This is a genomic window from Methylobacterium sp. FW102-HT35C08, from assembly GCF_058790235.1.
In genome coordinates, this window is record NZ_JBYTCL010000002.1 from 22,158 (window position 1) to 48,309 (window position 26,152).

Annotated in this window: 22 protein-coding genes; 7 read left to right on the top strand and 15 right to left on the bottom strand. The window is 67.7% G+C overall.

The annotated features are described in order from the left end of the window. Positions 1-41: 41 nt before the first annotated feature. The 10 genes from AC3WSN_RS00210 to coxB form a co-directional block, all read right to left on the bottom strand. On the bottom strand, positions 42-1,295 hold the full coding sequence (locus AC3WSN_RS00210; protein WP_492535525.1) for an SfnB family sulfur acquisition oxidoreductase: 1,254 nt from the start codon (positions 1,293-1,295) through the stop codon (positions 42-44). Positions 1,296-1,334: 39 nt separating this feature from the next. Beyond that, complete coding sequence (gene sfnG / locus AC3WSN_RS00215) at positions 1,335-2,450, bottom strand: dimethylsulfone monooxygenase SfnG (protein ID WP_492535526.1); 1,116 nt, start codon at positions 2,448-2,450, stop codon at positions 1,335-1,337. 212 nt (positions 2,451-2,662) lie between these two features. Continuing rightward, positions 2,663-3,421: an SURF1 family protein gene (locus tag AC3WSN_RS00220; RefSeq protein WP_492535528.1), complete on the bottom strand. Its 759-nt coding sequence runs from the start codon at positions 3,419-3,421 to the stop codon at positions 2,663-2,665. Beyond that, positions 3,418-3,792, bottom strand: a complete 375-nt coding sequence (locus AC3WSN_RS00225; protein ID WP_192706852.1) for a DUF983 domain-containing protein — start codon at positions 3,790-3,792, stop codon at positions 3,418-3,420. The genes AC3WSN_RS00220 and AC3WSN_RS00225 overlap by 4 nt, the downstream gene beginning before the upstream one ends. Positions 3,793-3,942: 150 nt before the next feature. After that, the gene (locus AC3WSN_RS00230; protein ID WP_192706853.1) at positions 3,943-4,806 is read right to left on the bottom strand and encodes a cytochrome c oxidase subunit 3; all 864 of its coding nucleotides are present in this window, start codon (positions 4,804-4,806) and stop codon (positions 3,943-3,945) included. 156 nt (positions 4,807-4,962) lie between these two features. Continuing rightward, on the bottom strand, positions 4,963-5,574 hold the full coding sequence (locus AC3WSN_RS00235; protein ID WP_492535530.1) for a cytochrome c oxidase assembly protein: 612 nt from the start codon (positions 5,572-5,574) through the stop codon (positions 4,963-4,965). 10 nt (positions 5,575-5,584) lie between these two features. Next, positions 5,585-5,749: a cytochrome c oxidase system small membrane protein gene (locus tag AC3WSN_RS00240; RefSeq protein WP_192706855.1), complete on the bottom strand. Its 165-nt coding sequence runs from the start codon at positions 5,747-5,749 to the stop codon at positions 5,585-5,587. 5 nt (positions 5,750-5,754) lie between these two features. Next, positions 5,755-6,705: a heme o synthase gene (locus tag AC3WSN_RS00245; protein ID WP_192706856.1), complete on the bottom strand. Its 951-nt coding sequence runs from the start codon at positions 6,703-6,705 to the stop codon at positions 5,755-5,757. A gap of 202 nt (positions 6,706-6,907) precedes the next feature. After that, entirely contained in the window at positions 6,908-8,536 is a 1,629-nt protein-coding gene (gene ctaD, locus AC3WSN_RS00250; protein WP_238194468.1) for a cytochrome c oxidase subunit I, read from the bottom strand. Positions 8,537-8,591: 55 nt separating this feature from the next. Continuing rightward, the gene (gene coxB / locus AC3WSN_RS00255) at positions 8,592-9,431 is read right to left on the bottom strand and encodes a cytochrome c oxidase subunit II (RefSeq protein ID WP_192706858.1); all 840 of its coding nucleotides are present in this window, start codon (positions 9,429-9,431) and stop codon (positions 8,592-8,594) included. Between the two features lie 298 nt (positions 9,432-9,729). On the opposite strand from coxB, the gene fdhD reads away from it, so the two are divergent. After that, positions 9,730-10,569, top strand: coding sequence for a formate dehydrogenase accessory sulfurtransferase FdhD (fdhD, locus tag AC3WSN_RS00260; protein WP_492535533.1), 840 nt, complete (start codon positions 9,730-9,732; stop codon positions 10,567-10,569). A gap of 4 nt (positions 10,570-10,573) precedes the next feature. On the opposite strand, the gene AC3WSN_RS00265 is transcribed toward fdhD, so the two are convergent. Beyond that, positions 10,574-11,350 carry a hypothetical protein gene (locus AC3WSN_RS00265; RefSeq protein WP_492535535.1) on the bottom strand — a complete coding sequence of 259 codons (777 nt, stop codon included), beginning with the start codon at positions 11,348-11,350 and terminating at the stop codon, positions 10,574-10,576. 622 nt (positions 11,351-11,972) lie between these two features. Here AC3WSN_RS00265 and gltB point away from each other — a divergent pair. Together gltB and AC3WSN_RS00275 are read left to right on the top strand one after the other, a co-directional pair. Then, positions 11,973-16,688 carry a glutamate synthase large subunit gene (gene gltB / locus AC3WSN_RS00270; RefSeq protein WP_192706860.1) on the top strand — a complete coding sequence of 1,572 codons (4,716 nt, stop codon included), beginning with the start codon at positions 11,973-11,975 and terminating at the stop codon, positions 16,686-16,688. Between the two features lie 101 nt (positions 16,689-16,789). Beyond that, entirely contained in the window at positions 16,790-18,223 is a 1,434-nt protein-coding gene (locus tag AC3WSN_RS00275) for a glutamate synthase subunit beta (protein ID WP_492535537.1), read from the top strand. A 34-nt stretch (positions 18,224-18,257) separates the two neighbouring features. On the opposite strand, the gene AC3WSN_RS00280 is transcribed toward AC3WSN_RS00275, so the two are convergent. The 3 genes from AC3WSN_RS00280 to galE form a co-directional block, all read right to left on the bottom strand. Next, on the bottom strand, positions 18,258-19,688 hold the full coding sequence (locus AC3WSN_RS00280) for an SGNH/GDSL hydrolase family protein (protein WP_492535539.1): 1,431 nt from the start codon (positions 19,686-19,688) through the stop codon (positions 18,258-18,260). Between the two features lie 85 nt (positions 19,689-19,773). Next, positions 19,774-20,982, bottom strand: a complete 1,209-nt coding sequence (locus AC3WSN_RS00285; protein WP_492535541.1) for a lytic murein transglycosylase — start codon at positions 20,980-20,982, stop codon at positions 19,774-19,776. Between the two features lie 4 nt (positions 20,983-20,986). Continuing rightward, positions 20,987-21,979 carry a UDP-glucose 4-epimerase GalE gene (gene galE, locus AC3WSN_RS00290; RefSeq protein ID WP_192706864.1) on the bottom strand — a complete coding sequence of 331 codons (993 nt, stop codon included), beginning with the start codon at positions 21,977-21,979 and terminating at the stop codon, positions 20,987-20,989. 176 nt (positions 21,980-22,155) lie between these two features. On the opposite strand from galE, the gene galU reads away from it, so the two are divergent. Beyond that, a complete protein-coding gene (gene galU / locus AC3WSN_RS00295; RefSeq protein ID WP_492535543.1) occupies positions 22,156-23,019 on the top strand; it encodes a UTP--glucose-1-phosphate uridylyltransferase GalU in 864 nt (287 codons plus the stop codon). Between the two features lie 396 nt (positions 23,020-23,415). On the opposite strand, the gene AC3WSN_RS00300 is transcribed toward galU, so the two are convergent. Further along, the gene (locus AC3WSN_RS00300; protein ID WP_192706866.1) at positions 23,416-24,318 is read right to left on the bottom strand and encodes an N-formylglutamate amidohydrolase; all 903 of its coding nucleotides are present in this window, start codon (positions 24,316-24,318) and stop codon (positions 23,416-23,418) included. Between the two features lie 206 nt (positions 24,319-24,524). Here AC3WSN_RS00300 and cpdR point away from each other — a divergent pair, with 206 nt between their 5' ends. From cpdR to AC3WSN_RS00315, 3 genes are all read left to right on the top strand, one after another. Further along, positions 24,525-24,881, top strand: coding sequence for a cell cycle two-component system response regulator CpdR (gene cpdR / locus AC3WSN_RS00305; RefSeq protein ID WP_003603128.1), 357 nt, complete (start codon positions 24,525-24,527; stop codon positions 24,879-24,881). Between the two features lie 140 nt (positions 24,882-25,021). Further along, positions 25,022-25,291 carry a glutaredoxin 3 gene (gene grxC / locus AC3WSN_RS00310; protein WP_192706867.1) on the top strand — a complete coding sequence of 90 codons (270 nt, stop codon included), beginning with the start codon at positions 25,022-25,024 and terminating at the stop codon, positions 25,289-25,291. After that, positions 25,284-26,141, top strand: coding sequence for a carbon-nitrogen hydrolase family protein (locus tag AC3WSN_RS00315; RefSeq protein ID WP_492535545.1), 858 nt, complete (start codon positions 25,284-25,286; stop codon positions 26,139-26,141). The genes grxC and AC3WSN_RS00315 overlap by 8 nt, the downstream gene beginning before the upstream one ends. Positions 26,142-26,152 lie beyond the last annotated feature (11 nt).

The following is a 26,152-nucleotide window of genomic DNA, read 5'->3' on the forward strand; positions in this document are numbered from 1 at the left end:
CCAGTCTCTGGCGGGCTGCGTGGCCGTGTGAAGGGCCTCCCTCAGCTCCAGGCGTGGAGCGGCGGATTCACGCCGTTCAGGGCGTGGTTGCCGATGATCGCGTATTTCCAGCGCACCGGATCGTGCAGCGTGTGCGTGCGGGCGTTGCGCCAGTGCCGGTCGAGATTCTCGGCCGCCAGCGTCGAGCGGGTGCCGGACAGCTCGAACAGCTTGTTGGCGGCCGCCAGCGCGACCTCGGTGGTCAGCACCTTCGCCTCGGCCACGGCGAGCTGCGCCGCCGCGACGCTCTCCGCGCTCGGCTGGGCCACTGCCGCATCCAGGGCGCGACCGGCGCGGTCGAGGAGCGCCTCCGCGGCGTGCTGACGGATGGTCAGGTCGCCGATCGCCTGAATCGTGTAGGGATCGTCGGAGGCGCGCTCCAGCCCGCTGTCGATCCAGGGCCGCGCCTTCTCGCGGACGAACCGGACGCTGTCGTCCAGGGCCTCGCGGCCGATCCCGGCATCGACCGCCGCCTGGATGATCTGGAACACGGCACCATCGGCAGTGGGCACTTCGTACCCCTTCCAGGCCGGGACCAGATGGGTCTTAGGCACACGCACATCCTCGATCAGCACCGTGCCGCTCGCCGTGCCGCGCTGGCCGAAGCTCGACCAGTCGTCGATGACGATGAGCCCCGGCGCGTCCCGCGCGGCGATGGCGTACCAGGCACGGCCCTGGTCATCAAGGGCGACGATCGGCACGAGATGCGCGAGGAGCGCGCCTGTGGCGTAAAATTTTTGGCCGCGCACCACGACATGGTCGCCGTGGTCGGTGAAGCGGGTGTCGAAATCGGCCGCCCGCTTGGTGCCCCGCTCCGAGAAGGCGTTTCCGAAGCGGGTGCCGCGCAGCACTTCCCCGAACAGGAGCCGCTTCTGCGCCTCGTCGGAGGCGGTCCGGATCGCCGCCACGATGCCCAGATGGTTCTGGGCGATCTGCGCGATCGCCGGATCGGCCGCCGCGATGATGGCGATCACAGCTGCGAGCGTCCGGTAGGAGACTTCCGGACCGCCATGGGCGCGCGGCACGTTGATCGACCACAGGCCGCTCTGGGAGAACGCATCGAGTTCGGCGAGCGGCCGGACCGCATCCCGGTCGCGCTCCGAGGCGCCGGCTCGAAACGCGCCGGCGAGGCGTCTGGCGATGGCCAGCGCCTCGGAATCGTCGCGGATCACGTGGGCGGGGGAGGGCGGACGCGCGGGGCCGGGGGCACCCGGGCGCTGCGGTTCGAGCGTGCGCGCATCGACAGCAATGTTCATGGCTCACTCCGACAGACAGGTGGCTTCGATCCGAACCGGTCAGGCCGCCTCCGCGCGCTTCTCGCGCGCGGCTTCGAGGGTGCGGACCCGTGGAATGACGTGCTCGCCGAAATACGCCACGTCCTCCTGAAAGTGCAGGAAGGCGAGCAGCGCGAGGTCGGCCCCGGCATCCTTGAGAGCCAGGATCCGCTCGGCGATCTGGTCGGGCGTGCCGATCAGGTTGGTCTTGAAGCCGTCGTTGTACTGGACGAGATCCTCGAAGCTGGATTTCGCCCAGTTGCCCTCGCCCTCCGGCGAGGCCTTGCCGGCATTCTTCACTTCGTGGCCGAAGGCCTTCACGGCATCCGGATCGGCGTGATCGATGATCTCTTGCAGAACCGCCCGGGCCTCTTCCTCGGTATCGCGCGCGATCACGAAGGCGTTCACGCCGATCCGCGGATGGTTGCCGGTCTCAGCGGCCTTGGCGCGGATGTCGTCCACCTGGGCGCGGATGTTCTCCGGCGTGTTGCCGTTGGTGAAATACCAATCGGACACTCGGGCCGTCATGTCGCGCGCCGCCCGCGACGAGCCGCCCTGGAAGATCTCGGGCAGCGGCTCCACGGGCTTCGGCTTCAGCGTGTAGTCGCTGTATCGGTAGAAATCGCCGCGGAAGGTGAAGCTGTCCTGGGTCCAGATCCCGCGCAGGCTGCGGATGAACTCCTCGGAGCGGCGATAGCGCTCGTCATGGTCGAGCCAGGGCTCGCCGATCGCCCGGAACTCGCCCGAGAACCAGCCCGAGACGATGTTGACCGCGATCCGGCCCCCGCTGAGCTGCGAAATCGTGTCGATCTGCTTGGCGGCGAGCGTCGGGTTCCAGGGTCCCGGCAGGATCGCGGCGATCACCTTCAGCTTCGACGTGACGGCCAGCAAAGCATGACTGAAGGCCACCAACTCGTGCTGGTACTCCGCGCCGTAGCCGGCCGTGAACCGGATCTGGGTCAGGCCGTAATCGAACCCGGCCTCCTCGGCGATCTGCGCGAGGCGGCGGTTGTACTCGCCGTCCCAGCTGGTCCGCTGCGGGATCTTGCTGATCACGAGGCCGCCCGACACGTTGGGCACCCAATAGGCGAAGCGGATCGGCTCCCGCGGCGCTTGGTCGACGAAATGGCTGGTCATCCGGCGTAACCTCTGATTGCACGACGTCGGCGCGTCGTGTTCTCTTCGGATGATCGCCGCAACTGAATACACTATGCAGAAGGCAGTCGATCGCTCAAGAACACGAAAAGTATTCCGTCGCGATCGTCTCAGGTCAAAGGAATGCGCTGCTTTTTTGGCGCGCCAATTGACGACAGCTTTCTTTCGGGAGCGGTGCCAGACGCGGATTTGTTCTATGCGGTCCGCGCCCCGTCGGCTTCGTGCAGGCGCCGCCACGCGAAGACCGAGAAGACCGCCACCAGGCAGGCCGCCAGGCCGAACCACGTGAACGCGTATTGCAAGTGGTTGTTGGGCAGATCGACCCGCAGCTGGCCGCCGCGCGGCCACGTGGTCTGGCCGCGGACCGCATCGGCCTCGATCAGGTAGGGCGCGACGTCGGTCAGGCTCCGGGCGGTCGCGATGCCGGGAACGTCGCGGTTGAACCACTCGCCGCGCGCCGGGTCCGGCTCCGGTACGAACATCCCGCGCGCCTCGCTGGCGCGAAGGATCCCGGTGACGACCGTCGGCCCCTCCACCAGCCCGTCGCGCCGGTCGGCCTGTGCCTTCAGCTCCGTTGGCACGAAGCCGCGGTTCACCAGAACGGTACCGCCCTCGACGCGCGCGAACGGCGTGAGCACGTAATAGCCCTGCAAGGCCCGGCCCGGGGTCTCTCCCGCGGCGAGGCCGTGGACCAGCGTCTCGCGATCATTGAGGAAGCGGCCCGAGACGCGGACGTGACGGAATTCGTCACGAGCCTCGTTCCACGCACCCGGTGCCGGCGGCGCGACGGGCTCGGCCCGGCTCTGCTGCAGGATCCGGGCGATCAGATCCTCCTTCCAGGCCTTGCGCTCGAGCTGCCAGGTTCCGAGGCCCAGGAGGATCGCCAGGGCGATCAGGGAGGCCAGCCCCGGCGCGACGAGGTCCCGCCACGCAGCGCGACGCGATCCGGTCACCGCTCGAAGCGTCCCTCTTCAGCCTTGTTGCTGTACTGGAGCGCGATCAGCATGCCCTTGAGCGGCCGGACCAGGATCAGGCTGAGCCCGATCGAGAGCGTGCCAGCCACGAGCGCGTGGACCCAGATCGGCGGCTCGTAGGTGATCTCCATCCAGAGGGCGAGACCGACCACGATCAGGCCGACGATCGACATGACGAAGAAGGCCGGACCGTCTGCCGAATCGAAACTCGCATAATCGAGCCCGCACGCCTCGCAGGACGGGCGCAGGGTGAGGTAGCCCTTGAACAGGTGGCCCTCGCCGCAGCGTGGGCAGCGACCCCGCAAGCCCGTCGGGATCGGGGGCGGCGGCGCATAATGTCGTTGATCCACGTGCACACTCCAGACCGGGCCGGGGACAGCGCGATCACGCGGTGTCCAAGCCCTCCACCGCGATATGGGGATTCACGGCGGCCGGATACGAAAAAGGGCGGCCGGAGCCGCCCTTCGCAAACCCGCCATGCAGCGGCGGGATGGATCGCCTCAGTGGGCGCCGCCGCCGTGGAAGACGCCCGAGCCCCACACGTAGATGGCGGCGAACAGGAACAGCCACACGACATCGACGAAGTGCCAGTACCAAGCGGCGAACTCGAAGCCGAGGTGCTGGCGCGGGGTGAACTGGCCCGCATAGGCGCGGAACAGGCAGACGGCCAGGAAGATGGTGCCGATGATGACGTGGGCGCCGTGGAAGCCCGTCGCCATGAAGAAGGTCGACGAGTAGATGCTGCCCGAGAAGCCGAACTCGGCGTGGCTGTACTCGTAGGCCTGGCAGGCGGTGAACAGCACGCCGAGGATGATCGTCAGCCACAGGCCGTACTTCAGCCCCTTCCGGTCGCCGTGGAGCAGGGCGTGGTGCGCCCAGGTGACGGTGGTGCCGGACGTGAGCAGGATCAGCGTGTTGAGAAGCGGCAGATGCCAGGGATCGAACGCCTCGATGCCCTTCGGCGGCCAGACGCCGCCGGTGAACTCCACGCGGGAGACCTGGATCGGGTCGGCGGTGTAGAGTGCAGCCTCGAAATAGGCCCAGAACCACGCGACGAAGAACATCACCTCGGAGGCGATGAACATCATCATGCCGTAGCGGTGATGCAGCTGGACGACGCGGGTGTGATCGCCGGAATTGGCCTCGTGCGCCACGTCCTTCCACCACGAGAACATGGTGTAGAGGACGCCGATCGTCCCGGCGCCGAAAATGTACGGGCCCGGGGTCAGGGTGCCGATCTGCAGGCTCTTCATCCAGAAGACGGCGCCGAACGCCATCAGGAAGCCCGAGAAGGCGCCGATCAGCGGCCACGGACTCGGATTCAGGATGTGAAAGTCATGATTCTTGGCGTGCGCCTCGGCCATCGTCCCGTCGCTCCTCACCCTCGCGCCCTGCGCCGTTCCCGGCTTCCGGCCTGTCGCTTGCTCTTGGCAGACTTGTTGGCCGGGCGCGGCACGGACCACACCCAAGCTTGTCCGCACGTGTAGTCGGTGCGGGCCCGTCTTGTCACGGGTCCGCGATCAGAAATCCCGCTTCGTGCCCGAAGAACCGGAATTCGCAACGGCGGCCGTCACCGGCTGACCGTTCTTCGAGGCGAAGTAGGTGTAGGACAGCGTCATCTCCGAGAGATGCGCGGTGTTGGAATCGTCGCGGATCGCCGGATCGACATAGAAGACCACGGGCACGTCCAGCGTCTCGCCCGGCTGCAGCGTCTGCTCGTTGAAGCAGAAGCAGGCGATCTTGACGAAGTAGCCACCCATCAGGCCGGGCTGGACGTTGAACGTGGCCACGCCGGTGGACGGCTTGCTGCCGGTGTTCTGCACCCGGAAGAAGACGGTCTTGGTCTCGCCGAGCTTCGCGTCGATGCTGTTCGCCTCGGGCGCGAACTTCCAGGGCAGCCCCGGCGCGACGTTCGTGTCGAAATGCACGACCATGCTGTCGTCGGTGCGCGCTGCCGAGGCCGCGAGCGCCGGCCCCTGGCGCGGCGTGCCGTCATACCCGGTGGCCTTGCAGAAGGCGTCGTAGAGCGGCACCGACGCGAAGGCGAGGCCGATCATGCCGACCGCGAGCCCGGCGCAAGCGAGCGCGGTCCGTGTTGCGCCGCGGGCGGGATCGGGACGGTTTGCGGTCATCGCGACCTCTTCAGAGCGGCCGGCTGAGGATCTGCGGCCCGAGCTTGACGATCGTCAGCACGAAGAACAGCAGAACCCAGGCACCGAGCGCCAGGGCGATCGCCACCGAGCGCTTCCGGCGGCGTGCCTCTTCGGCAGGGGTCAGCGGGCGGTACTGGACGTCGGGCTCGGGCATGGCAATCAGCCCAGGACCGGACGGAACAGGCCGAAGCTCTGCTCGGCCAGCAGCGCCGAGAACAGCGCGAACAGGTAGAGGATCGAGAAGCCGAACATGCCCATAGCGGCGCGCTTCTCAGCCTCGCCCTCGCGGTTCCGGAGCACGCGGATGCTGAAGGCGACCATGCCGAGGCCACCGACGAGGCCGATCACCGCGTAAAGCAGGCCGCCGAAGCCGAGCGCGACCGGCGCGAGGCCGAGCGGCGCCAGGAACAGCGAGTACCACACGATCTGCCGGCGCGTGGAGGCCGGGCCGGCGACGTTCGGCATCATCGGGATGCCGGCACGGGCGTACTCGTCGGCCTTGATCAGCGCCAGCGCCCAGAAGTGCGGCGGCGTCCAGATGAAGATGATCGCGAAGAGGATCAGCGACTCGATGCCGACCGAGCCGGTCACGACCGCCTGGCCGATCACTGGCGGCAGGGCGCCGGCAGCGCCGCCGATGACGATGTTCTGCGCCGTCGCCCGCTTCAGCCACATCGAGTACACCACCGCGTAGAACACGATGGTGAAGGCCAGCAGCCCTGCGGCCAGCCAGTTCGCCGTGAGGCCGAGCACCAGCACGGAGGCCACCGAGAGGAACAGCCCGAAGCCGAGGGCCTCCTCCGGCGTGATCCGGCCCGATGGGATCGGACGGGTCGCGGTGCGGGTCATGACGGCGTCGATGTCGGCGTCCCACCACATGTTGAGGCAGCCCGACGCACCGGCACCGATCGCGATCGCGAGCAGCGAGATCGCGCCGATCGCCGGCTGCACGTGCCCCTGCGAGACGACCATGCCCACGAGCGCGGTGAAGATCACCAGCACCATCACCCGCGGCTTCAGCAGGGCGAAATAGTCCGGAACGTCGCCGCCGGCGGCCGAGAGGGCCGGGGCCGGAACGTCCGGTCCGATGCTGTTCGTGAGGCTTGTCATCGCGTCTGCCGCTGCTGTGCCGGCGCCCGGCCGCGCGCGTCACGGCCGAGTCGTCTCTCGAAATCGACTTGTTCCAAGGGTGGTCGCGCGCGTTGAGCGCGGCCCGGGCGTATCGCCCTTGTCGGTCGCCCTTGCCGGGAGGTCGGGATCCGGCCTCCGGGGAAGGGCGAGGGCCGCCGATGCGGCCCTCGCGGTCGGTGTATCAGTGCGCGCCCGGCTCGTCGACGATGCGGGGCAACGTCTCGAACTGGTGGAACGGGGGCGGCGAGGGGAGCGTCCACTCCAGGGTCGTCGCACCTTCGCCCCACGGGTTGTCCGCAGCCCGCTCCTTGGAACGGAAGGCGAGGACGACGCCGATCACGAAGACGAACATGCTGAGGCCGAAGATGTGGCCGCCGTAGGTCGAGACCTTGTGCCACTGGGCGAAGGCGTCCGGATAGTCGGCGTAACGACGCGGCATGCCGGCGAGCCCGAGGAAGTGCATCGGGAAGAACAGGACGTTCGCGCCGATGAAGGCCAGCCAGAAGTGCAGCTTGCCGGCCCATTCCGGGATGATGTGACCGGTCATCTTCGGGAACCAGTAGTAGACACCGGCGAAGATGATGAACACAGCGCCCAGCGACAGGACGTAGTGGAAGTGGGCGACCACGTAGTAGGTGTCGTGCAGGTACTTATCGACGGCCGAGTTGGCGAGCACGACGCCGGTCACGCCGCCGACGGTGAACAGGAAGATGAAGCCGACCGCCCAGTGCATGGCGGCGGTGAAGCGGATGGAGCCGCCCCACATGGTGGCGATCCACGAGAAGATCTTCACGCCGGTCGGCACCGCGATCACCATCGTGGCGAACACGAAGTAGGACTGCGTCTGGAGCGACAGGCCGACCGTGTACATGTGGTGGGCCCACACGACGAAGCCGACGACGCCGATCGCCACCATGGCGTAGGCCATCGCGAGGTAGCCGAACACAGGCTTCCGCGAGAACGTGGCGATGATGTGCGACACGATGCCGAAGGCCGGCAGGATCATGATGTAGACTTCGGGGTGACCGAAGAACCAGAACAGGTGCTGGTACAGGATCGGATCACCGCCGCCGGCCGGATCGAAGAACGTCGTGCCGAAGTTGCGGTCGGTCAGCAGCATCGTGATGGCGCCCGCGAGCACCGGCAGCGACAGCAGCAGCAGGAAAGCGGTGACCAGCTCGGCCCAGGCGAAGAGCGGCATCTTGTGCAGCGTCATGCCCGGGGCGCGCATGTTCAGGATCGTGGTGATGAAGTTGATCGCGCCGAGGATCGAGCCCGCGCCGGAAAGGTGCAGGGCGAAGATCGCGAAGTCGACGGCCGGACCGGGATGGCCGGCGGTCGAGAGCGGCGGGTAGACGGTCCAGCCCGTGCCGGCGCCGGACGCGCCGGGCGCGCCCTCGACGAACAGCGAGCAGAGCAGGGAGCAGAAGCCCGCCACCGTCAGCCAGAACGAGATGTTGTTCATGCGCGGGAACGCCATGTCGGGCGCGCCGATCATGAGGGGCACGAACCAGTTGCCGAACCCGCCGATCAGCGCCGGCATCACCATGAAGAACACCATGATGAGGCCGTGGCCCGTGACGAACACGTTGTAGGTCGCGGGATTCGAGAAGTACTGCAGACCGGGCTGCTCCATCTCCATCCGGATGCCGAAGGAGAGGAACGCGCCGATCATGCCGGCGCAGAAGGCGAAGAGCAGGTAAAGGGTGCCGATGTCCTTGTGGTTCGTCGACAGGAACCAGCGGGCGAAGAACGACGGCTTGTGGTCGTGGACCTCGTGGGCCTCTGCATGGGCTGCGGCTGTAGCCATGGATTCGGGTGCCTTGTGGATCTGATGGGTTCGGTTCGGTCCGGTCAGCCGGGGCTCAGCGCGCCTCAGCGAAGCTCGTGCCGTTGTCGATGCGGGCGTACTTGGTCTTCGCCTCCTTCAGCCAGTCGGCGTAGGCCTGCTCGCTGACCACGCGGACCACGATCGGCATGTAGGCGTGGCGCTGGCCGCACAGCTCGGAGCACTGGCCGTGGAAGGTGCCTTCCTTATCGGCCTTGAACCACATCTGGTTGAGGCGGCCGGGCACGGCGTCGATCTTGAAGCCGAAGGCCGGCATGGCCCAGGAATGCAGCACGTCGGCGGCGGTGACCTGGATCTTCACGATCTTGCCGACCGGGACGACCATCTCGTTGTCGGTCTGCAGCAGGCGCGGCTGCTTGTCCTCGTCGAGGTTGGCGTCAAAGGTGAAGCCGCCGCCAGCCTCGGTCTGCGGGTACTCGTAGGACCAGTACCACGCGTGGCCGATGACCTTGACGATCATGTCGGCCTTCGGATCCGAGAGCTGCGTGCGCAGCAGGCGGAAGGACGGGATCGCCACCGCGACCAGGATCAGCACCGGAACGATGGTCCAGGCGACCTCGATGGCGGTGTTGTGGGTGGTGCGCGACGGCGTCGGGTTCCGCTTCTCGCCAAAGCGGAAGATGCACCACAGGATCAGGCCCAGCACGAACACCGAGATGCCGAGCGACAGCCAGTGCAGGCCGATCTCGAAGCTGAGGATATCGCGACCGTTCTCGGTCACCTGAACCTGACGGCTCATCTCCCACGGCACGGGCTGACCGAAGCCCGCAGCGTGAGCAAGCGATATCGGGGAGAGCAGGGCGCCGAAGGCGGCGAGGCTCCAGAGTGACCGGTTGATCGTCCGCACCGTCCGCATCTGCCTCTCGTGGCTCCCCTGACAATCTGGCTGACGCCGGACCTTCCCGTCTTGATTGCGTGCGGGATTGTACCGACGTGACGGAGTACCGGTTGTGTCACCCGGCATTATCCGACCGGCGCTTCAGACCACAAGGGCCGACGCGGTGCAACCGCACAAGCGTCGCATCGCGCGCTTTCCAAGCACTTCAAGATCGTGCGTGGCGTGGTCGCACCGGCCATTTGTGCAATTCGTACCCTGGCCGTTGCATCGTGGAGCGGCCGATGAATACGGTTCACGTCCGCCATCGGAGCTCTGAATGTCGACGGTTGCCGAGAGCCTGCCCACTGAACTGCCCTCCGCCTCGGTGCGCATTCCGATGCAGGTCGTGGCCTATACGGGCGCGCCGCCGCGCTCCGACACGCGGGCCCTTGCGGTCGAGGCACCGGTCAACCTGGTCTACGGCAGCGTCCCACACGCCGTCATGATGGCGACACCCGCCGATCTCGAGGATTTCGCCTACGGATTCAGCCTAACGGAGGGCATCGTCGAGAGCGCGTCGGAGATCCGGTCCACGCGCGTCGAGGTCGGCGAAGACGGGCTGCGTCTCCATGTTGAACTAGCGCCTGGCCGCCTCCGCGAACACCTGGCGCGCAAACGCGCGATCAGCGGCCGCACAGGCTGCGGTGTCTGCGGGATCGAGGACCTGGCGCAGCTCCCGCATGCACAGCTGCGGAATGCCCCGGCCGTTCGGGTCACGCTGCCGGCGATTGCCGCCGCGCTCTCGAACCTCGACGCGTCCCAGGTTCTCGGAGCCGAGACCCGGGCGGTCCACGCGGCCGCCTGGGCGCGGCTCGACGGCTCCGTGGCGGTCGCCCGGGAGGATGTCGGCCGGCACAACGCTCTAGATAAGCTGATCGGCGCCCTGATGCGGTCCGGCACGAACGTCGATCAGGGCTTCCTGGTGATCACCAGCCGCTGCTCGTTCGAGATGGTCGAGAAGGCGGCCCGCCTCGGCGCGGCCGTCATCGTCGCCATCTCGGCCCCGACCTCGCTGGCGCTCGAACGAGCCCGGGCGAACGGGTTGACGCTCTGCGCCATCGCGCGCGCCGACACGGTCACGGTCTTTACCGGCGCGGAGCGGCTGCTCGTGCCCTAACGGATCACTGTGCCGCGCCCTGTTCCTTGTCCGCGGTACCGGGAACGATGGTCGCGCCCCCGATCACCCGCACGGGCTTCTTGTCGGCCGGCGGGTCCTTCCAGTCCTGAGCCGGCGGCTTCGAGGTTGCGGCCAGGGTGCTCTCGGAGGTCTTCGCCGCCGGGGTGGGTGCGGTGCTTGCCGGCGGCGCCTTGTCGATGGCGGCCGACTTGGCCTCCGGCTTAGCGTCCGGGCCCGACTCGGTCTTCGCCGCTTCGGCGGGCGCGAGCTTCGGTGCCGGCGCGTCGGGGCTGACGCGGCGGGCTGCCTTTTCCGGCGGGCGGACCGGATTCACCCGGGCGATCTTCCGCGACGGCCGGCCGACGCCGTCGGGGTTCACACCATCGGGATTCGGCTCAAGACGCATGGCCTCGCCCGTAGGCCGACGCTGAGGCCGCAGAGTTGGGTCACCTTCCGGGGGAAGTGGCCGCGCGACACGCCGGGGGCCGGCATCCTCTTCGGTCCAGCCGAATCCGGGGGCCGGACGCTCGAGCCTCGCATAGGTCTCCGGCGCGCCGAGACGCTGCCGACCCACGATCGCTCCCATGCCCGGATCGACGAACAGCCGGACCGGCACGCCCGTCGGACTGACCGCATCGACCACGTAGACCCGGCCGTCGAAGCGTGGGCGGCCCACACCCGTGAAGCCGCGGTCGGCGAGGCGCCACGCCACGACCCGCGGCGGCAGGACCTCTTCCTCGAAGGCGAATTGGGCGTTGGCGCTCTGACAAAACCCCAGCACGCCTGCGCCCGACACGAGAGCGGCACAGACCGCCGACCTTGCGGAGATCCGAAAGCGTGAAGCCGTTCTGAGCTTGATTGTCACTCTGGTGCGTTCCCGTTTTGGAGACCCGGCAGAGTACCCGGTTCCGGCATGGCCCGGACCGGTTGATCCGGACCACGACCATGCCGGCGAGGTCGTTGCCCCGCATGCCGCTTGTGCTCGGCCAGCCGGGTAGAGCGTGCGATTCGGGCGAGATTGCGGAGGCGGAAGATCGGGGCCGGACCGGCCTTCCGCAGCAGCCGGTCCGCTGCGTCTCGCGGTCACTTGCTGAAAACATTTCAATCTGGCAATTTCGCGACTTAGGACAGCAGAACTGTCCCATCGGCCGTGCATCCCGGCCGTCGCCGTCTCGCGCGCAGGCGAGAAATCCGGCAGACGGATACGGGCGCGCCAGCGCACCGCTCCTCGAGCGGTCTGGGTCCTCGATGAACGCAGGTTGGCGGACGTGTCCCGGGAGGGACCGGCCGCATGGCCTGCGACATGGGGTCGGAGCGGCGGGCACCGACGGCTCACGGGCACGAAACGTGCTCGTGAGCCAAAGGTTCGGCGGACGGTGTCGAGGTTGGGGACGAGACGAAGCATGTCACATCGCAGACCCGCTGAAGAGTTTGCTGCTTCCACGGTCCAGGCTGCCGCTCCGCGCGGTGGCGCGATGCCGCTCACGGTGCGCGATCCCGCCCTGCCGAAAGCGCAGGGTGCCTACGATCCCGCGCACGAGCGCGATGCCTGCGGCGTCGGCTTCATCGCCGACATGCACGACCGGCGCACGCACGCCATCGTCGAGCAGGGCTTGAAGATCCTCGAGAATCTCGATCATCGCGGGGCGGTCGGCGCCGATCCCAAGATGGGCGACGGTTGCGGCATCCTCACGCAGATTCCGCACGGGTTCTTCGCCGAGGAATGCTCGCGCCTCGGCTTCGAGCTTCCGCCGGCCGGCGACTACGCCATCGGCCAGTTCTTCATGCCGAAGGCTGAGGAGCCGCGCGCGATCATTCAGGAGATCGTCGAATCGGCGCTCGCCGCCGAGGGTCTGCCGCTGCTCGGCTGGCGCGACGTGCCGGTCGATCCGGAGGATCTCGGCGAGGCCGTGAAGGCGACCGAGCCGCATCACCGTCAGGTCTTCATCGGACGTCCGGCCTCGGTTGCCGACCAGGACGCGTTCGAGCGCCGCGTCTACGTCGCCCGCAAGGTGATCTCCAACAAGGTCTACGGCCTCGACGACCCGCGGGTGAAGGAGTTCTACCCAGTTTCCGTGTCGACCCGGACCATCGTCTACAAGGGCATGGTGCTCGTCACGCAGCTCGGCGGCTACTTCCTCGACCTGAAGGACGACCGCTTCGTCTCGGCGATCGCCCTCGTCCACCAGCGCTTCGCCACCAATACCTTCCCGACCTGGCGGCTGTCGCACCCGTACCGGATGGTTGCCCATAACGGCGAGATCAACACGCTGCGCGGCAACGTCAACTGGATGGCGGCCCGTCAGGCGAGCGTCGATTCCGACCTGTTCGGCAACGACATCTCGAAGCTGTGGCCGATCTCCTACGAGGGCCAGTCCGACACCGCCTGCTTCGACAACGCCCTCGAGTTCCTCGTGCAGGGCGGCTACCCGCTCGCGCACGCGATGATGATGCTCATCCCGGAGGCCTGGGCGGGCAATCCGCTGATGAGCGAGGAGCGGCGCGCCTTCTACGAGTACCACGCCGCCCTGATGGAGCCGTGGGACGGCCCTGCCGCTGTGGCGTTCACTGATGGCCGCCAGATCGGCGCGACCCTCGACCGCAACGGCCTGCGCCCGGCCCGGTACATCGTCACCGACGACGGGCTCGTGGTGCTCGCCTCCGAGATGGGCACGCTGCCGATCCCGGACGAGAAGATCGTGCAATCCTGGCGCCTCCAGCCGGGCCGCATGCTGCTGATCGACCTGCAGAAAGGCCGCATTGTCTCCGACGAGGAGATCAAGGGCGAGCTCGCTGCCGCGCACCCCTATGCCGACTGGGTCAAGAACACCCAGATCGTCCTGGAAGAGCTGCGTCCGGTCCAGCCGCGCGAGTCGCGCGGCGATGTCAGCCTGCTCGATCGGCAACAGGCCTTCGGCTACACGCAGGAAGACCTCAAGTTGCTGATGCAGCCCATGGCCGTCACCGGCCAGGAGGCGGTCGGCTCGATGGGCACGGACACGCCGCTCTCGGCCCTCTCCGAGAAGTCGAAGCTGCTCTACACCTACTTCAAGCAGAATTTCGCGCAGGTCACGAACCCGCCGATCGACCCGATTCGCGAGGAGGCCGTGATGAGCCTCGTTTCGTTCATCGGGCCGCGGCCGAACCTTCTCGACATGGAGGGCGCGTCCCGGCGCAAGCGCCTGGAGGTTCGCCAACCGATCCTCACCAACGCGGATCTCGAGAAGATCCGCTCGATCGGCCATTTCGAGGACCGGTTCGACACCAAGACCCTCGACATGACCTACCCGGCCGAGACCGGCGCAGCCGCCATGGACGGGGCGCTCGACCGGCTCTGCGACCGTGCTGAGGCTGCGGTGCGCGGCGGCTACAACATCATCGTGCTGACCGACCGGGCGGTCGGGCCGGACCGGATCCCGATCCCGGCTCTGCTGGCCACGGCCTCCGTGCACAATTACCTGATCCGGAAGGGTCTGCGGACCTCGGTCGGCCTCGTGGTCGAGTCGGGGGAGCCGCGCGAGGTGCATCACTTCGCGTGCCTGGCCGGCTACGGCGCCGAGGCGATCAACCCGTACCTCGCCTTCGAGACGCTGCTCGAGATGAAGGATGAGTTCCCGCCGGACCTCACCGACGACGAGATCATCTACCGCTACATCAAGGCGATCGATAAGGGCCTGCTGAAGGTGATGTCCAAGATGGGCATCTCGACCTACCAGTCCTATTGCGGCGCGCAGATCTTCGACGCGGTCGGACTTAACTCGACCTTCGTGGGCCGCGACTTCTTCGGCACGGCGACGACCATCGAGGGCGTCGGCATGGCCGAGATCGCCGAGGAGACGGCCCGCCGCCATCGCGATGCCTTCGGTGACGCGCCGGTCTACCGCAACGCGCTGGATGTTGGCGGCGAATACGCCTACCGGCTGCGCGGCGAGACCCACACCTGGACGCCCGACACGGTAGCGACGCTGCAGCACGCGGTGCGCCTGAACGTGCCCGAGCGCTACCGGGAATACGCCGCGCTGGTGAACCAGCAGGAGCACCAGCTGAAGACGCTGCGTGGCCTGTTCCGCCTCAGGTCTGCCGCCGAGATCGGCCGGGCGCCGGTTCCGCTCGAGTCGGTCGAGCCGGCCTCCGAGATTGTCAAGCGCTTCGCCACGGGCGCCATGTCGTACGGCTCCATCTCCAAGGAAGCGCACGAGACGCTCGCCATCGCGCTGAACTCGTTCGGCGGCCGATCGAACTCGGGCGAGGGCGGCGAGGAGGTGGAGCGGTTCAAGCCGCTGCCGGACGGGCGCTCGCGCCGGTCCGCGATCAAGCAGGTCGCCTCCGGCCGCTTCGGCGTGACGACGGAATACCTCGTCAATTCCGACATGATGCAGATCAAGGTCGCGCAGGGCGCCAAGCCCGGCGAGGGCGGCCAGCTGCCCGGCCACAAGGTCGACGCCAAGATCGCCAAGGTCCGCTACGCCACCCCGGGCGTCGGTCTGATCTCGCCGCCGCCGCACCACGACATCTACTCGATCGAGGATCTGGCGCAGCTGATCTTCGACCTGAAGAACGTGAACCCGTCGGCGGACGTGTCGGTGAAGCTCGTCTCCGAGGTCGGCGTCGGCACTGTGGCGGCCGGCGTCGCCAAGGCGCGGGCCGACCACATCACGATCTCGGGCTTCGACGGCGGCACCGGCGCGGCGCCTCTCACGTCGCTGAAGCACGCGGGCGGACCGTGGGAGACCGGTCTCGCCGAGACCCAGCAGACCCTGGTGCTCAACAACCTGCGCGGGCGCGTCGCCCTCCAGGCGGACGGCGGCATCCGGACCGGGCGCGACGTGATCATCGCGGCGCTCCTCGGCGCCGACCAGATGGGCTTCTCGACCGCCCCGCTGATCGCGGCCGGCTGCATCATGATGCGCAAGTGCCACCTGAACACCTGCCCGGTCGGCGTCGCCACCCAGGACCCGGTGCTGCGCAAGCGCTTCAAGGGCACGCCCGAGCACGTGGTGAACTACTTCTTCTTCGTGGCCGAGGAGGTCCGGGAGATCCTGGCGTCCCTCGGCTTCACGAAGCTGGAGGAGGCGGTCGGCCGCTCCGACGTGCTCGACAAGGTCGAAGCCATCGCCCACTGGAAGGCGCGCGGGCTCGACTTCACCAAGCTGTTCCACCGGCCGAAGGTGGCCGAGGGCACAGCGATCCGCCACGTGGACGTGCAGCACCACCCGATCGACACGGTCCTCGACCGGCGCCTGATCGCTGGGGCCCAGCACGCCATCGAGACCGGCGAGCCGGTGGTCCTCACCGACACGATCCGCAACTCGGACCGGGCGGCCGGCGCGATGCTCTCGGGCGCGGTGGCAAAGGCGCACGGCCATGAAGGCCTGCCCGACGACACGATCGTGGTGAAACTCGCCGGCACCGCCGGCCAGAGCTTCGGCGCCTGGGTCGCGGCGGGCGTGACCATCGAGCTGACCGGCCACGGCAACGACTATGTCGGCAAGGGCCTGTCGGGCGGCAAGCTGATCATTCGGCCGAGCGATGCGCTGAAATCGCCGCCGGATCGGACCATCATGGTCGGCAACACCGTGCTTTACGGAGCGATCGCCGGCGAGTGCTACGTCCGCGGCGCGGCCGGTGAGCGCTTCGCCGTGCGCAACTCGGGCGCCATCACGGTGGTCGAAGGCATGGGCGACCATGGCTGCGAGTACATGACCGGCGGCGTCGTGGTGTCGATCGGCGAGACCGGCCGCAACTTCGCGGCCGGCATGTCGGGCGGCATCGCCTACGTGCTCGACGAGGACGGCTCGTTCTCGGCGCGCTGCAACCTGTCGATGGTCGATCTGGAGCCCGTCGAGGAAGAGGACGATCTGATGCGCCGCTTCCACCAGGACGGCGACCTGGAGACCAAGGGCCGGGTCGACATCCTGGCCGACATGTCGGGCCACGACGAGGAGCGGCTGACGCAGCTCATCACCAATCACCTCAAGTACACGGGCAGCCCGCGGGCGAAGACCATCCTCGACAACTGGTCGGCCTACCGCACCAAGTTCGTGAAGGTGATGCCGGTGGAGTACCGCCGGGCGCTCCGTGAGATGGAGATGGCGCGGATGCCGGTGGCCGCGGAGTAGCCGGCGCACAAGGCCGGGCGGTGCGCCGCCCGGCCCCGCACACACGAGACGAGACGATGCGGGCAGCGCAGTCACAGACTGGCCGGCCCAGGGGCTGACCAATGGGCAAGATCACAGGCTTCCTCGAATTCGACCGGCAGGAGCAGAAGTATCAGCTCGCCGCCGACCGGGTTCGGCACTTCCGCGAGTTCACGCTGCCGCTGGACGAGCACGACCTCACGAAGCAGGCGGCCCGCTGCATGGATTGCGGCATCCCGTTCTGCCATGGTCCGACTGGCTGCCCGGTCCACAACCAGATTCCGGATTGGAACGACCTCGTCTTCCAGTCGGATTGGGAGGAAGCCTCACGCAACCTCCATTCGACCAACAACTTCCCCGAGTTTACCGGCCGCATCTGCCCCGCGCCCTGCGAGGAGGCCTGCACGCTGAATCTCGAGAACCAGCCGGTGGCGATCAAGACGATCGAGCAGGCGATCGCCGACCGCGCCTGGAACATGGGCTGGGTGAAGCCCGAGCCGGCGCAGACCCGCACCGGCAAGCGCGTGGCGATCGTCGGCTCGGGGCCGGCCGGCATGGCGGCCGCCCAGCAGCTCGCCCGGGTCGGGCACGACGTCCACGTGTTCGAGCGCGAGCCGAAGGCCGGCGGCCTGCTGCGCTACGGCATCCCGGACTTCAAGATGGAGAAGCGCCACATCGACCGGCGTGTGCGCCAGATGGAGGCCGAAGGCGTCGTCTTCCACTACAACCAGAACATCGGCGTGACGAAGTCCGTGGACGAACTCAAGGCCGAGTTTGACGCCGTGATGTTCTGCGGCGGCGCCGAGGATCCCCGCAATCCGCAGCTTCCTGGACAGGAGCTGGAGGGTGTCCATTACGCCATGCCGTACCTCGTCCAGTCGAACCGGCGGGTGAACAACGAGCCGATGCGCGGCAACGGCGAGGTGCCGATCCTGGCCAGCGGCAAGAACGTTGTGGTGATCGGTGGCGGCGACACAGCCTCGGACTGTGTCGGCACGGCGTTCCGTCAGGGTGCGCTGTCGGTGACGCAGCTCGACATCCGTCCGCGGCCGCCGGAGCGCGAGGACAAGCTGACCGTGTGGCCTTACTGGCCGACGAAGATGCGGACCTCCTCCAGCCAGGCCGAGGGCGCCGAGCGCGAATTCCAGGCCGCGACGCTCCGCCTCGAAGGCAACAAGAAGGGGCAGCTGACCGGCGTGGTCTGCGCCCGGGTCGATGCCAAGCGCCAGCCGATCGCCGGGACCGAATTCGTGCTGCCCGCCGATCTGGTCTTCATGGCGATTGGCTTCGCCGGCTCAGTGCAGAAGGGGCTTCTCGAGCAGTCGGGCATCGGCGTCAGCAAGCGCGGCAACGTCGAAGCGAACGAGGACGATTACCAGACCTCGGATTCCAAGATCTGGGCCGCCGGCGACATGAGGCGCGGCCAGTCCCTGGTGGTCTGGGCCATCCGGGAGGGACGGCAGGCGGCGCGCGCCATCGACGAGACGCTGATGGGTTCGAGCGTCCTGCCGCGCTAGGGCGATTGGCGATCCGCAGAGCCGTACGGCGTCATCAGGGCGGCCAGCGGAAATCGTCGGCGCGGCCGGGCTGCGGCATGGGCGCATTCCCGCGCAGGAGCGTCCGCTCGATCGTGCCGAGATTGTCCGGATCGCGGGGCCGGCCGCTCAGCAGCGCACCACCGGGTGAGACCTCGGCCCGGCTGAGCGGCACCACCGGTCCGGCCGCCGGTTTCACCGGCAAGGCCGGAACGCCCGGAGGCTCCGGCAGGCTCGGAAGCATCGCGGTGATCTGGCGATCGATCGCCGCCGTGTCGGTAAGCTGCGGAGACCCGTCGAGGCTCGGACCCGTGGCCGCGGGCGGCGCGCTCGGCGCGATCGTGGCTGTCGGCGGCTGGTCGGCCGGCTGCGGCGCCGTGCCCATCAGCCGCTTCAGCTCGACATCGGCGAAATGCGCCAGCTTCCGGTCGCCGGCCTTCGTGAAATGGACCCCGTCCGCCGTGCGCAGTTTGGCGATCTGGCCCTCCGGGTCCGGGCCCGAGGCGGCGTACCTGTCCCGGTCATCGACGAAGCCGGGCCAGATATCGACGTAGGTCGCGCCGGCCTTGGTCACGCTGTCGCGGATGATGTCGTTGATGGCGGCGAGATCCCGGCTGAGGGTCTCACTCTGGACGGGCGGCAGGCCGACCCAGACCAGTGGCACCTTCTTGTCGGTGAAGACCTTGATGAGGGCATCGACGCGTGCATGGTACAGGGCACGCCAGCGATCCGTGAGCGGATCGATGGTCTCGTCGCCGTCCCGGATCGGCTGCCGGTCGTTCGCGCCCAGCATGACCAGCGCGTAACGGATCTTGGGATTGCCCTGCAGGGAATCCTGCGCGACCTTGGGCCAATCGACGACGTCCTTGCGGATGAGGCCGCTGTCGCCCTTGGCACGATCGAGAACCGCGACATCGGCATTGTCCTCGAAGACGTCATCGAGGCCCTTCGCCAGATGATCGGCCAAGGAATCGCCGAACACCGCGATCTGGACGTTCGGCTCGCTCTTCGCAATGGCGGGTTTGGGCGGGGTCGGCGCCCGGGCCGGACGCACGCGCCGCTTGATCGCGGGCGCTGGGCGCTGCGCTTCAGCCGGGGCGTAGTTCGGCCGGGGTCGCGGCGCCCGATAGGTTCGCTCGGGCTGAGGGGCGACGGGCTGGGGCCGGTCCTCCCAGGGCCAGTAGAACTGTCGCGGGGCCTCCTGCTGGGGCGCGTAGCGGGGCTGGCGGCCGTAGGTCCCGTCGTCCCGGTAATATGCATCGCGGGACCGCCGCCTCGGCGGTGCTTCGTAAGTGGCACCGGGACCGGGCTGCTGGTAGCCGTCGCCCCATTGCGCCCGCGCAGGCACGCTGCCGAGCAGCGACAGGCAGGCCAGACACAGCAAGGTCTCCAGGCCGTGAATCACAGGGCGTATCGCGGGACGCCGGTCAGCGACTTTCATGCGCATCCTGCGACCTTATCCCGAACGGCGCCATTGCGGAACGGCTCACGCGCAATCGGCCCGGCTCCCGGCCAAGACCTTGTGCGCGACCTTACTGGTGGGGCTCTGTGTCGCCCTGAATCCGCGCGAGAAGTTTCGGAGTGGCGTACCCGTCTGCCGGCAGGCCTACGCTGATCTGATAACGCCGGACCGCCTCGCGCAACTTCGGGCCGGCACGGCTGTCCGTCGGTCCGTCGTAGAACCCGGCCCGCGCGAGAGCGGTCTGAAGCGCCCGCAACCCCGCGCCATCCAGTCTCGCTCCCGCTGCCGGCCACGGCAACGCGAGCGGCGGACCGCCATCCAGACGTTCGGCCAGGTGGCCAACGGCCAACGCGTAGGAATCCGACGTGTTGTAGCCGCGGATCACCTCGAAATTGTCGGTGATCAGGAAGGCCGGCGCGCCCAACCCGCCCGGCAGGAACAGGCTGGCGCGACCGCCCTCCGGCAGCGGTTTCCCATCCGCACGACGAACGCCTCTCTGCGCAAACGCGCTCAGGTCGCCCGTATAGCGGGACAGGTCGAAGCCGTCCGGCAGCAGCACCGCATAGCCCCATGACACGGACGGATCCCAGCCCAAGTCCTTGAGATAGGCGGCGATGGAAGCCAGCGAATCCGCGTCGCTCGTCCAGATGTCCCGGCGGCCGTCGCCGTCGAAATCGACCGCGTGGGCCAGATAGGTGGAGGGCAGGAACTGGACCTGACCCATGGCGCCTGCCCAGCTGCCGCTCATGCGCTCGGGGCTGATGTCCTTGCGCTGCAGGATCGTCAGCGCGGCGAGGAGCTCGTCCCGGAACAGGTCGCCCCGGTGCCGTGCGTGGGCGAGGGTCGCCAGGGCCCGGACCGTCGAGACGCTGCCCGCGCTCGCTCCGAAATCGGATTCGATGCCCCAGAACGCCAGGATCACCGGGCCCGGCACACCGTACCGACCCTCGATCTGCCTGAGGGTCGTGGCGAGCGACGCGGCTCGCGCCCGGCCCCGATTGATCCGCCCCGCCGACGAGGCGCCGACGAGATAGTCCCAGACTGGCCGCACGAATTCGGTCTGACGCCGCGTTCGTGCCAGGACCGCCTCGTCCGGCGCAGAGATCCCGCGAAAGGCCGCGTCGAACGTCTGTGCGGATACCCCGCGTGACGCGGCGTCGGGGCGCAGGGCCTCGATAAAGGCCCGAAACGCGCCGTCGTCGCCTGCGGCCGCGGCGGCCCGGATCGGGCCAGCGGCCAGGTACAGGCTGGCGGCCAGCAGTGTTCTGCGCGACGGCATCCGGTCAGAGCCGATTGCGCGTGCCGAGATGCTGCTCCCAGGCGAGCGCTTGGGCGACGATCGCGTCGAGGTCGTCGTGGCGAGGCTTCCAGCCCAGCCGATCGCGGATCAGCCCCGCCTCGGCGACGATCTGCGCCGGATCTCCGGGCCGGCGCGGGCAGAGACGCACCTCGAAATCGCGGCCGGACAATCGCTTCACCACATCGATGACTTCGAGCACCGAGTAGCCGCGGCCGTAACCGCAATTCAGCGTCAGGCTCTCGCCGCCGGCTCTCAGGTGATCGAGCGCGACCCTATGGGCTGCGGCAAGGTCGGAGACCTGGATGTAGTCGCGCAGGCAGGAGCCGTCGGGCGTCGCGTAATCGGTCCCGAACACGTCGAGCCGTTCGCGCTGCCCGAGGGCGGCCTGCGTGGCGACCTTGATCAGGTGCGTGGCGTTGGGCGTCGACTGCCCGGAGCGGCCAGCCGGATCAGCACCGGCCACGTTGAAGTAGCGCAAAATCACGTAGGAGAAGCCGTGGGCGGCCGCCGCGTCGGCGATCATCCACTCGCTCATGAGCTTCGATCGGCCGTAGGGGTTGATCGGCTTCAGCGGCAGATCCTCGGGGACGGGCACGACCTCCGGTTCCCCATAGACGGCTGCCGTCGACGAGAAGATCACATGCCGCACGCCGGCACGCACCGAGGCCTCGATCAGGGAGCGCGTCTTCACGGTGTTGGCGAGGTAGTAGCCCAGCGGATCGGACACGGAGTCCGGCACCACGATCCGGGCGGCGAAATGAGCCAGCGCATCGATCCTGTGCTGCAGGATCGTCTGCGTGACGAGCGCTTGGTCCGCCACGTCGCCGACCACAAGCTTGACGCCTTCCGGGACGGCCCAATCGAAGCCCGTCGACAGATCGTCCAGGACGACGACCTCCTCATGGCCGGCATCGAGCAGCGCCAGAACCATGTGGCTGCCGATGTAGCCGGCGCCTCCCGTCACAAGGACCGCCATGTCACCCCCTCCGGTGCCGTTCTCGCCACGCCCGCGCACGCCCATGCAGACGGTATATTTACGGCGGTTTGCCTCTTACTATTGCCGCAGCGCTCTTGCGACGCTTCGCGATAGCCTATCTGACAGGCCGCACCGTTGACCACGTTCTTCCGTTCCGTTGCCGGGGTTACCTTTCGATGAAACCGATCCGCAAGGCCGTCCTGCCCGTCGCGGGCCTGGGCACGCGCTTCCTGCCCGCGACCAAGGCGGTCCCCAAGGAAATGCTCACGGTCGTCGACCGACCCGTCGTTCAGCATGTCGTCGATGAAGCGCGCGAAGCCGGCATCGAGCACTTCATCTTCGTCACGGGCCGCGGCAAGGCGGTCATCGAGGACCATTTCGACATCGCCTTCGAACTCGATCACACCTTGCAAGAGCGTGGGAAGACTGCTGCCTACGAGGAGTTGAAGAAGGATCTGCCCAAGGCTGGTCAGACCAGCTTCACCCGTCAGCAGGCGCCCCTCGGCCTCGGCCACGCGGTGTGGTGTGCCCGCGAGATCGTGGGCGACGAGCCTTTCGCCGTGCTGCTGCCGGACATGCTGAGCCGCGGCTGCATGCAGCAGATGCTGGCAACTTACGAGCGTCATGGTGGCAACGTCATTGCCGTCGAGGAGGTCGCGCCCGAGGAGACCCATCAGTACGGGATCGTGAGCGTCGGCGAGACCTACGGGCAGTCCTTCCAGATCACCGGCATGGTCGAGAAGCCCAAGCAGGGTACGGCGCCCTCGAACTTCATCATTTCCGGCCGCTACATCCTGCAGCCCGAGATTTTCGGGATCCTCGAGCACGGCAAGAAGGGGGCCGGCGGCGAGATCCAGCTCACGGATGCGATGATCGACTTGATGGAGTCGCAGGACTTCTTCGGCATGCACTACGAGGGCCGGACCTACGACACAGGCTCCAAGCTCGGGTTCCTCACGGCGAACCTGGCCTACGCCCTGGAGCGAGACGATCTCGCAGGGCCCCTGCGGTCCGAGATCGCCAAGCTCCTGAAGGAGTAGAGCTCAGGCGGCGGGCCGCGCCGGGCCTTCTCGCCTGCGGATCTCGACAGGGAAGGCCGGGACGCTCTCGGCATCACTCCGGATAACGCCAAGATGGCTCGGCGCGGAAAACGCGGCCGGGCCATTTTTTCGGGTGAGCACGCTCGCTCCGTTCGCTGGAGACCGGCGGACGCTTCGGACACGCGGCTCAGGTATGCACTGGGGGCGGAGGCTGGACTCAGATTGCCCTTGCGTCTTGTGCGGCGCACTTTATTTTGTGCGTTGCGGGATCGCGATGGCGTCGCGGTCACGTAGCCCTTCTTGGGCGTTTCCTCCCTAGACTTCGGGCCGCTCCTTCGGGAGTGGCCTTTTTTCTTGGGCGTTGCGGTCTCTTGGTGAACGCGGGGTGTCCCGCTTCTATTCCGCCGCCATTCGGCGGGGCGTCAGATCGCCCAGATCGGACGCGACCTCGGCGATGATGGATGTCAGCGCCTCCGCGAGATCATCGAAGCCCGCCGTCATCGCCAGGCTGCCTTCGTTCATGTAGAGCCCGCGGCTGACCTCGATCTGCAAGGCATGGCGTCCGAGATTCGGCTCGCCGTAATGCTCGGTGATGAAGCCGCCCGCATAGGGCTTGTTGCGAACCACGCGGAAACCCCGCGCCCGAAAAGCGGTCTCAAACCCGTTGATGAGGCTCGGGGCACAGGCGGTCCCGTAGCGGTCACCCAGCACCACGTCGGCCTTCATCTCCGGATCGCGCCCGAGGCTTGAGGACGGCATCGAGTGGCAATCGATGAGCACGCAATGCCCGTGGCTGCGCGCCGTCCGCTGGACGAGGCCGCGCAGCGCGCGGTGATAGGGCTTGTAGAGCCCCTCGATCCGTGCCGTCGCCTCGGTCACCGGCAACCTGCGCGCGTAGATCTCCTGCCCGTCGGCAACAACCCGCGGAACCGTTCCCAGCCCGCCGGCGACCCGCATCGAGCGCGTGTTGGCAAACGATGGCAGCCGGCCCTCGAACATGCGCGGATCGAGTTCGAAGGGCTCGCGGTTCACGTCGAGGAATGCGCGCGGAAAGTTGGCCCGCAGGAGCGGCGCACCGAGGGCGACCACCGATGCGAACAGGCGATCGACATACGCGTCTTCCGAGCGGCGCAGCGTAAGCGCGTCGAGCCGGGACGCCGCGACGAAGTCGGGGGGGTAGACGGCTCCGGAATGGCCGGTATTGAAGACGAAGGGCAGGATGTGCGCCGCCGGCTCGTCGACCGCGAAGGCCGGGGCAAATCCGAAGACGTCTGGCTCGACCGGTACGGGCGCGATCATCGGCTGGTGGACACCCCGGCGGTTGTGAAAGCACGGCAGGTCCGCACTGTGCGGCGCGATCGACCGCCTGTCCACTCGGCGCCCGCCAAGGGTGCCGTCGCCAAAGGGTCACGCGGCGTGCGCTGCGGGCTCCATCCTAACACCTTGTTTACCATCGCCTCCCTTTATGGGATCAACAACGCGACTCGAAGGCTCGGATCCGGCCGATGAAAATCCTGCTGGCGGAAGACGACAACGATATGCGCCGGTTTCTAGCGAAGGCGCTGCAGAACGCGGGATACGACGTCCTGTCCTTCGACAACGGCCTCTCGGCCTACAACCGGTTGCGCGAGGAACCGTTCGAGCTGCTGCTGACCGACATCGTGATGCCGGAGATGGACGGCATCGAGCTCGCGCGGCGGGCCACCGAACTCGACCCCGACATCAAGGTCATGTTCATCACCGGTTTCGCGGCGGTCGCGCTGAACCCGGATTCCAAGGCTCCGAAGGACGCCAAGGTCCTGTCCAAGCCGTTCCATCTGCGCGACCTCGTCAACGAGGTCGAGAAGCTGCTGGCGGCCTGACGGCAAGACCGGCGGAGCGGAGTGCCGGCCTTCGGCACGCCGCAGCGGGAGGAAGAGTCCTCCTGTGACCACACGGGCATAGGCTATTCGGATCGCGCGCTCCTATATGGCGGGAGATCACGCGCGGGACGATGAACGCCATGCAGCCGGTCACCATCTACACCACGGCCTGGTGCCCCTATTGCTCGGCGGCCAAGAGCCTGCTGAAGGAGAAGGGCGTCGCCTTCCAGGAGATCGACGTCGAGCGCGTGCAGGGCGCACGCGGCACCATGGTGGAGAAGGCAGGCGGCCGCACGAGCGTGCCGCAGATCTTCATCGGCGGCACGCATGTTGGTGGCTGCGACGATCTCTACGCGCTTGATCGGGCGGGCAAGCTGGATCGACTGCTGAAGGACACGGCCGATGCCTGACGCACGCTTCACGGCCGCCTGCGTTCAGATGCGCTCCGGTCGCGATCCGGGCGTGAACCGCGATGCGGCTGTGGCCGGTGTCCGTGAGGCGGCGTCGCGCGGTGCGGATTATGTCCAGACCCCCGAGATGACGTCTCTGGTCGAGCGGAATCGGGAGCGTCTCTTCGCACAGGTCACCGGCGAAGATCAGGACCAGACCCTGTCCGCCCTGCGCGAGGCCGCACGAGAGACGGGAACGGTGGTTCAGATCGGCTCGATCGCGGTGCGGTCTGGCGACAAGATCGCCAACCGCGCCTATCTGATCGGCTCGGACGGCGAGATCCTCGCATCCTACGACAAGCTTCATCTCTTCGATGTCGACCTCCCCAGCGGCGAGCGCTGGCGGGAATCGGCCACCTACACAGGCGGCGCCTGCGCGGTGGTCGCGGCGACGCCGTGGGCCATGCTCGGGCTCACGATCTGCTACGACATCCGGTTTCCCGGCCTGTACCGGGCTCTGGCCGAGGCGGGGGCGGAGGTGCTGACCGCGCCGGCCTGCTTTACCCGCCAGACCGGCGAGGCGCATTGGCATGTCCTGCAAAGGGCGCGCGCGATCGAGACCGGCTCCTTCGTCATGTCAGCGGCTCAAGGCGGTCTCCACGAGGATGGCCGCGAGACCTTCGGCCACTCGCTGATCGTCGATCCCTGGGGCCGCGTCCTCGCCGACGCGGGCGGCTCAGAGCCTGGCGTAATCCTGGCAGAGATCGACCTCGCGCAGGTCGCGGATGCCCGGGCGCGCATCCCCTCGCTGAAGCACGGCCGCACCTTCTCCGTCGAACGGGTTGGTCCTCAGATCCGGGCCGCACAGTAGACAGAACAGCA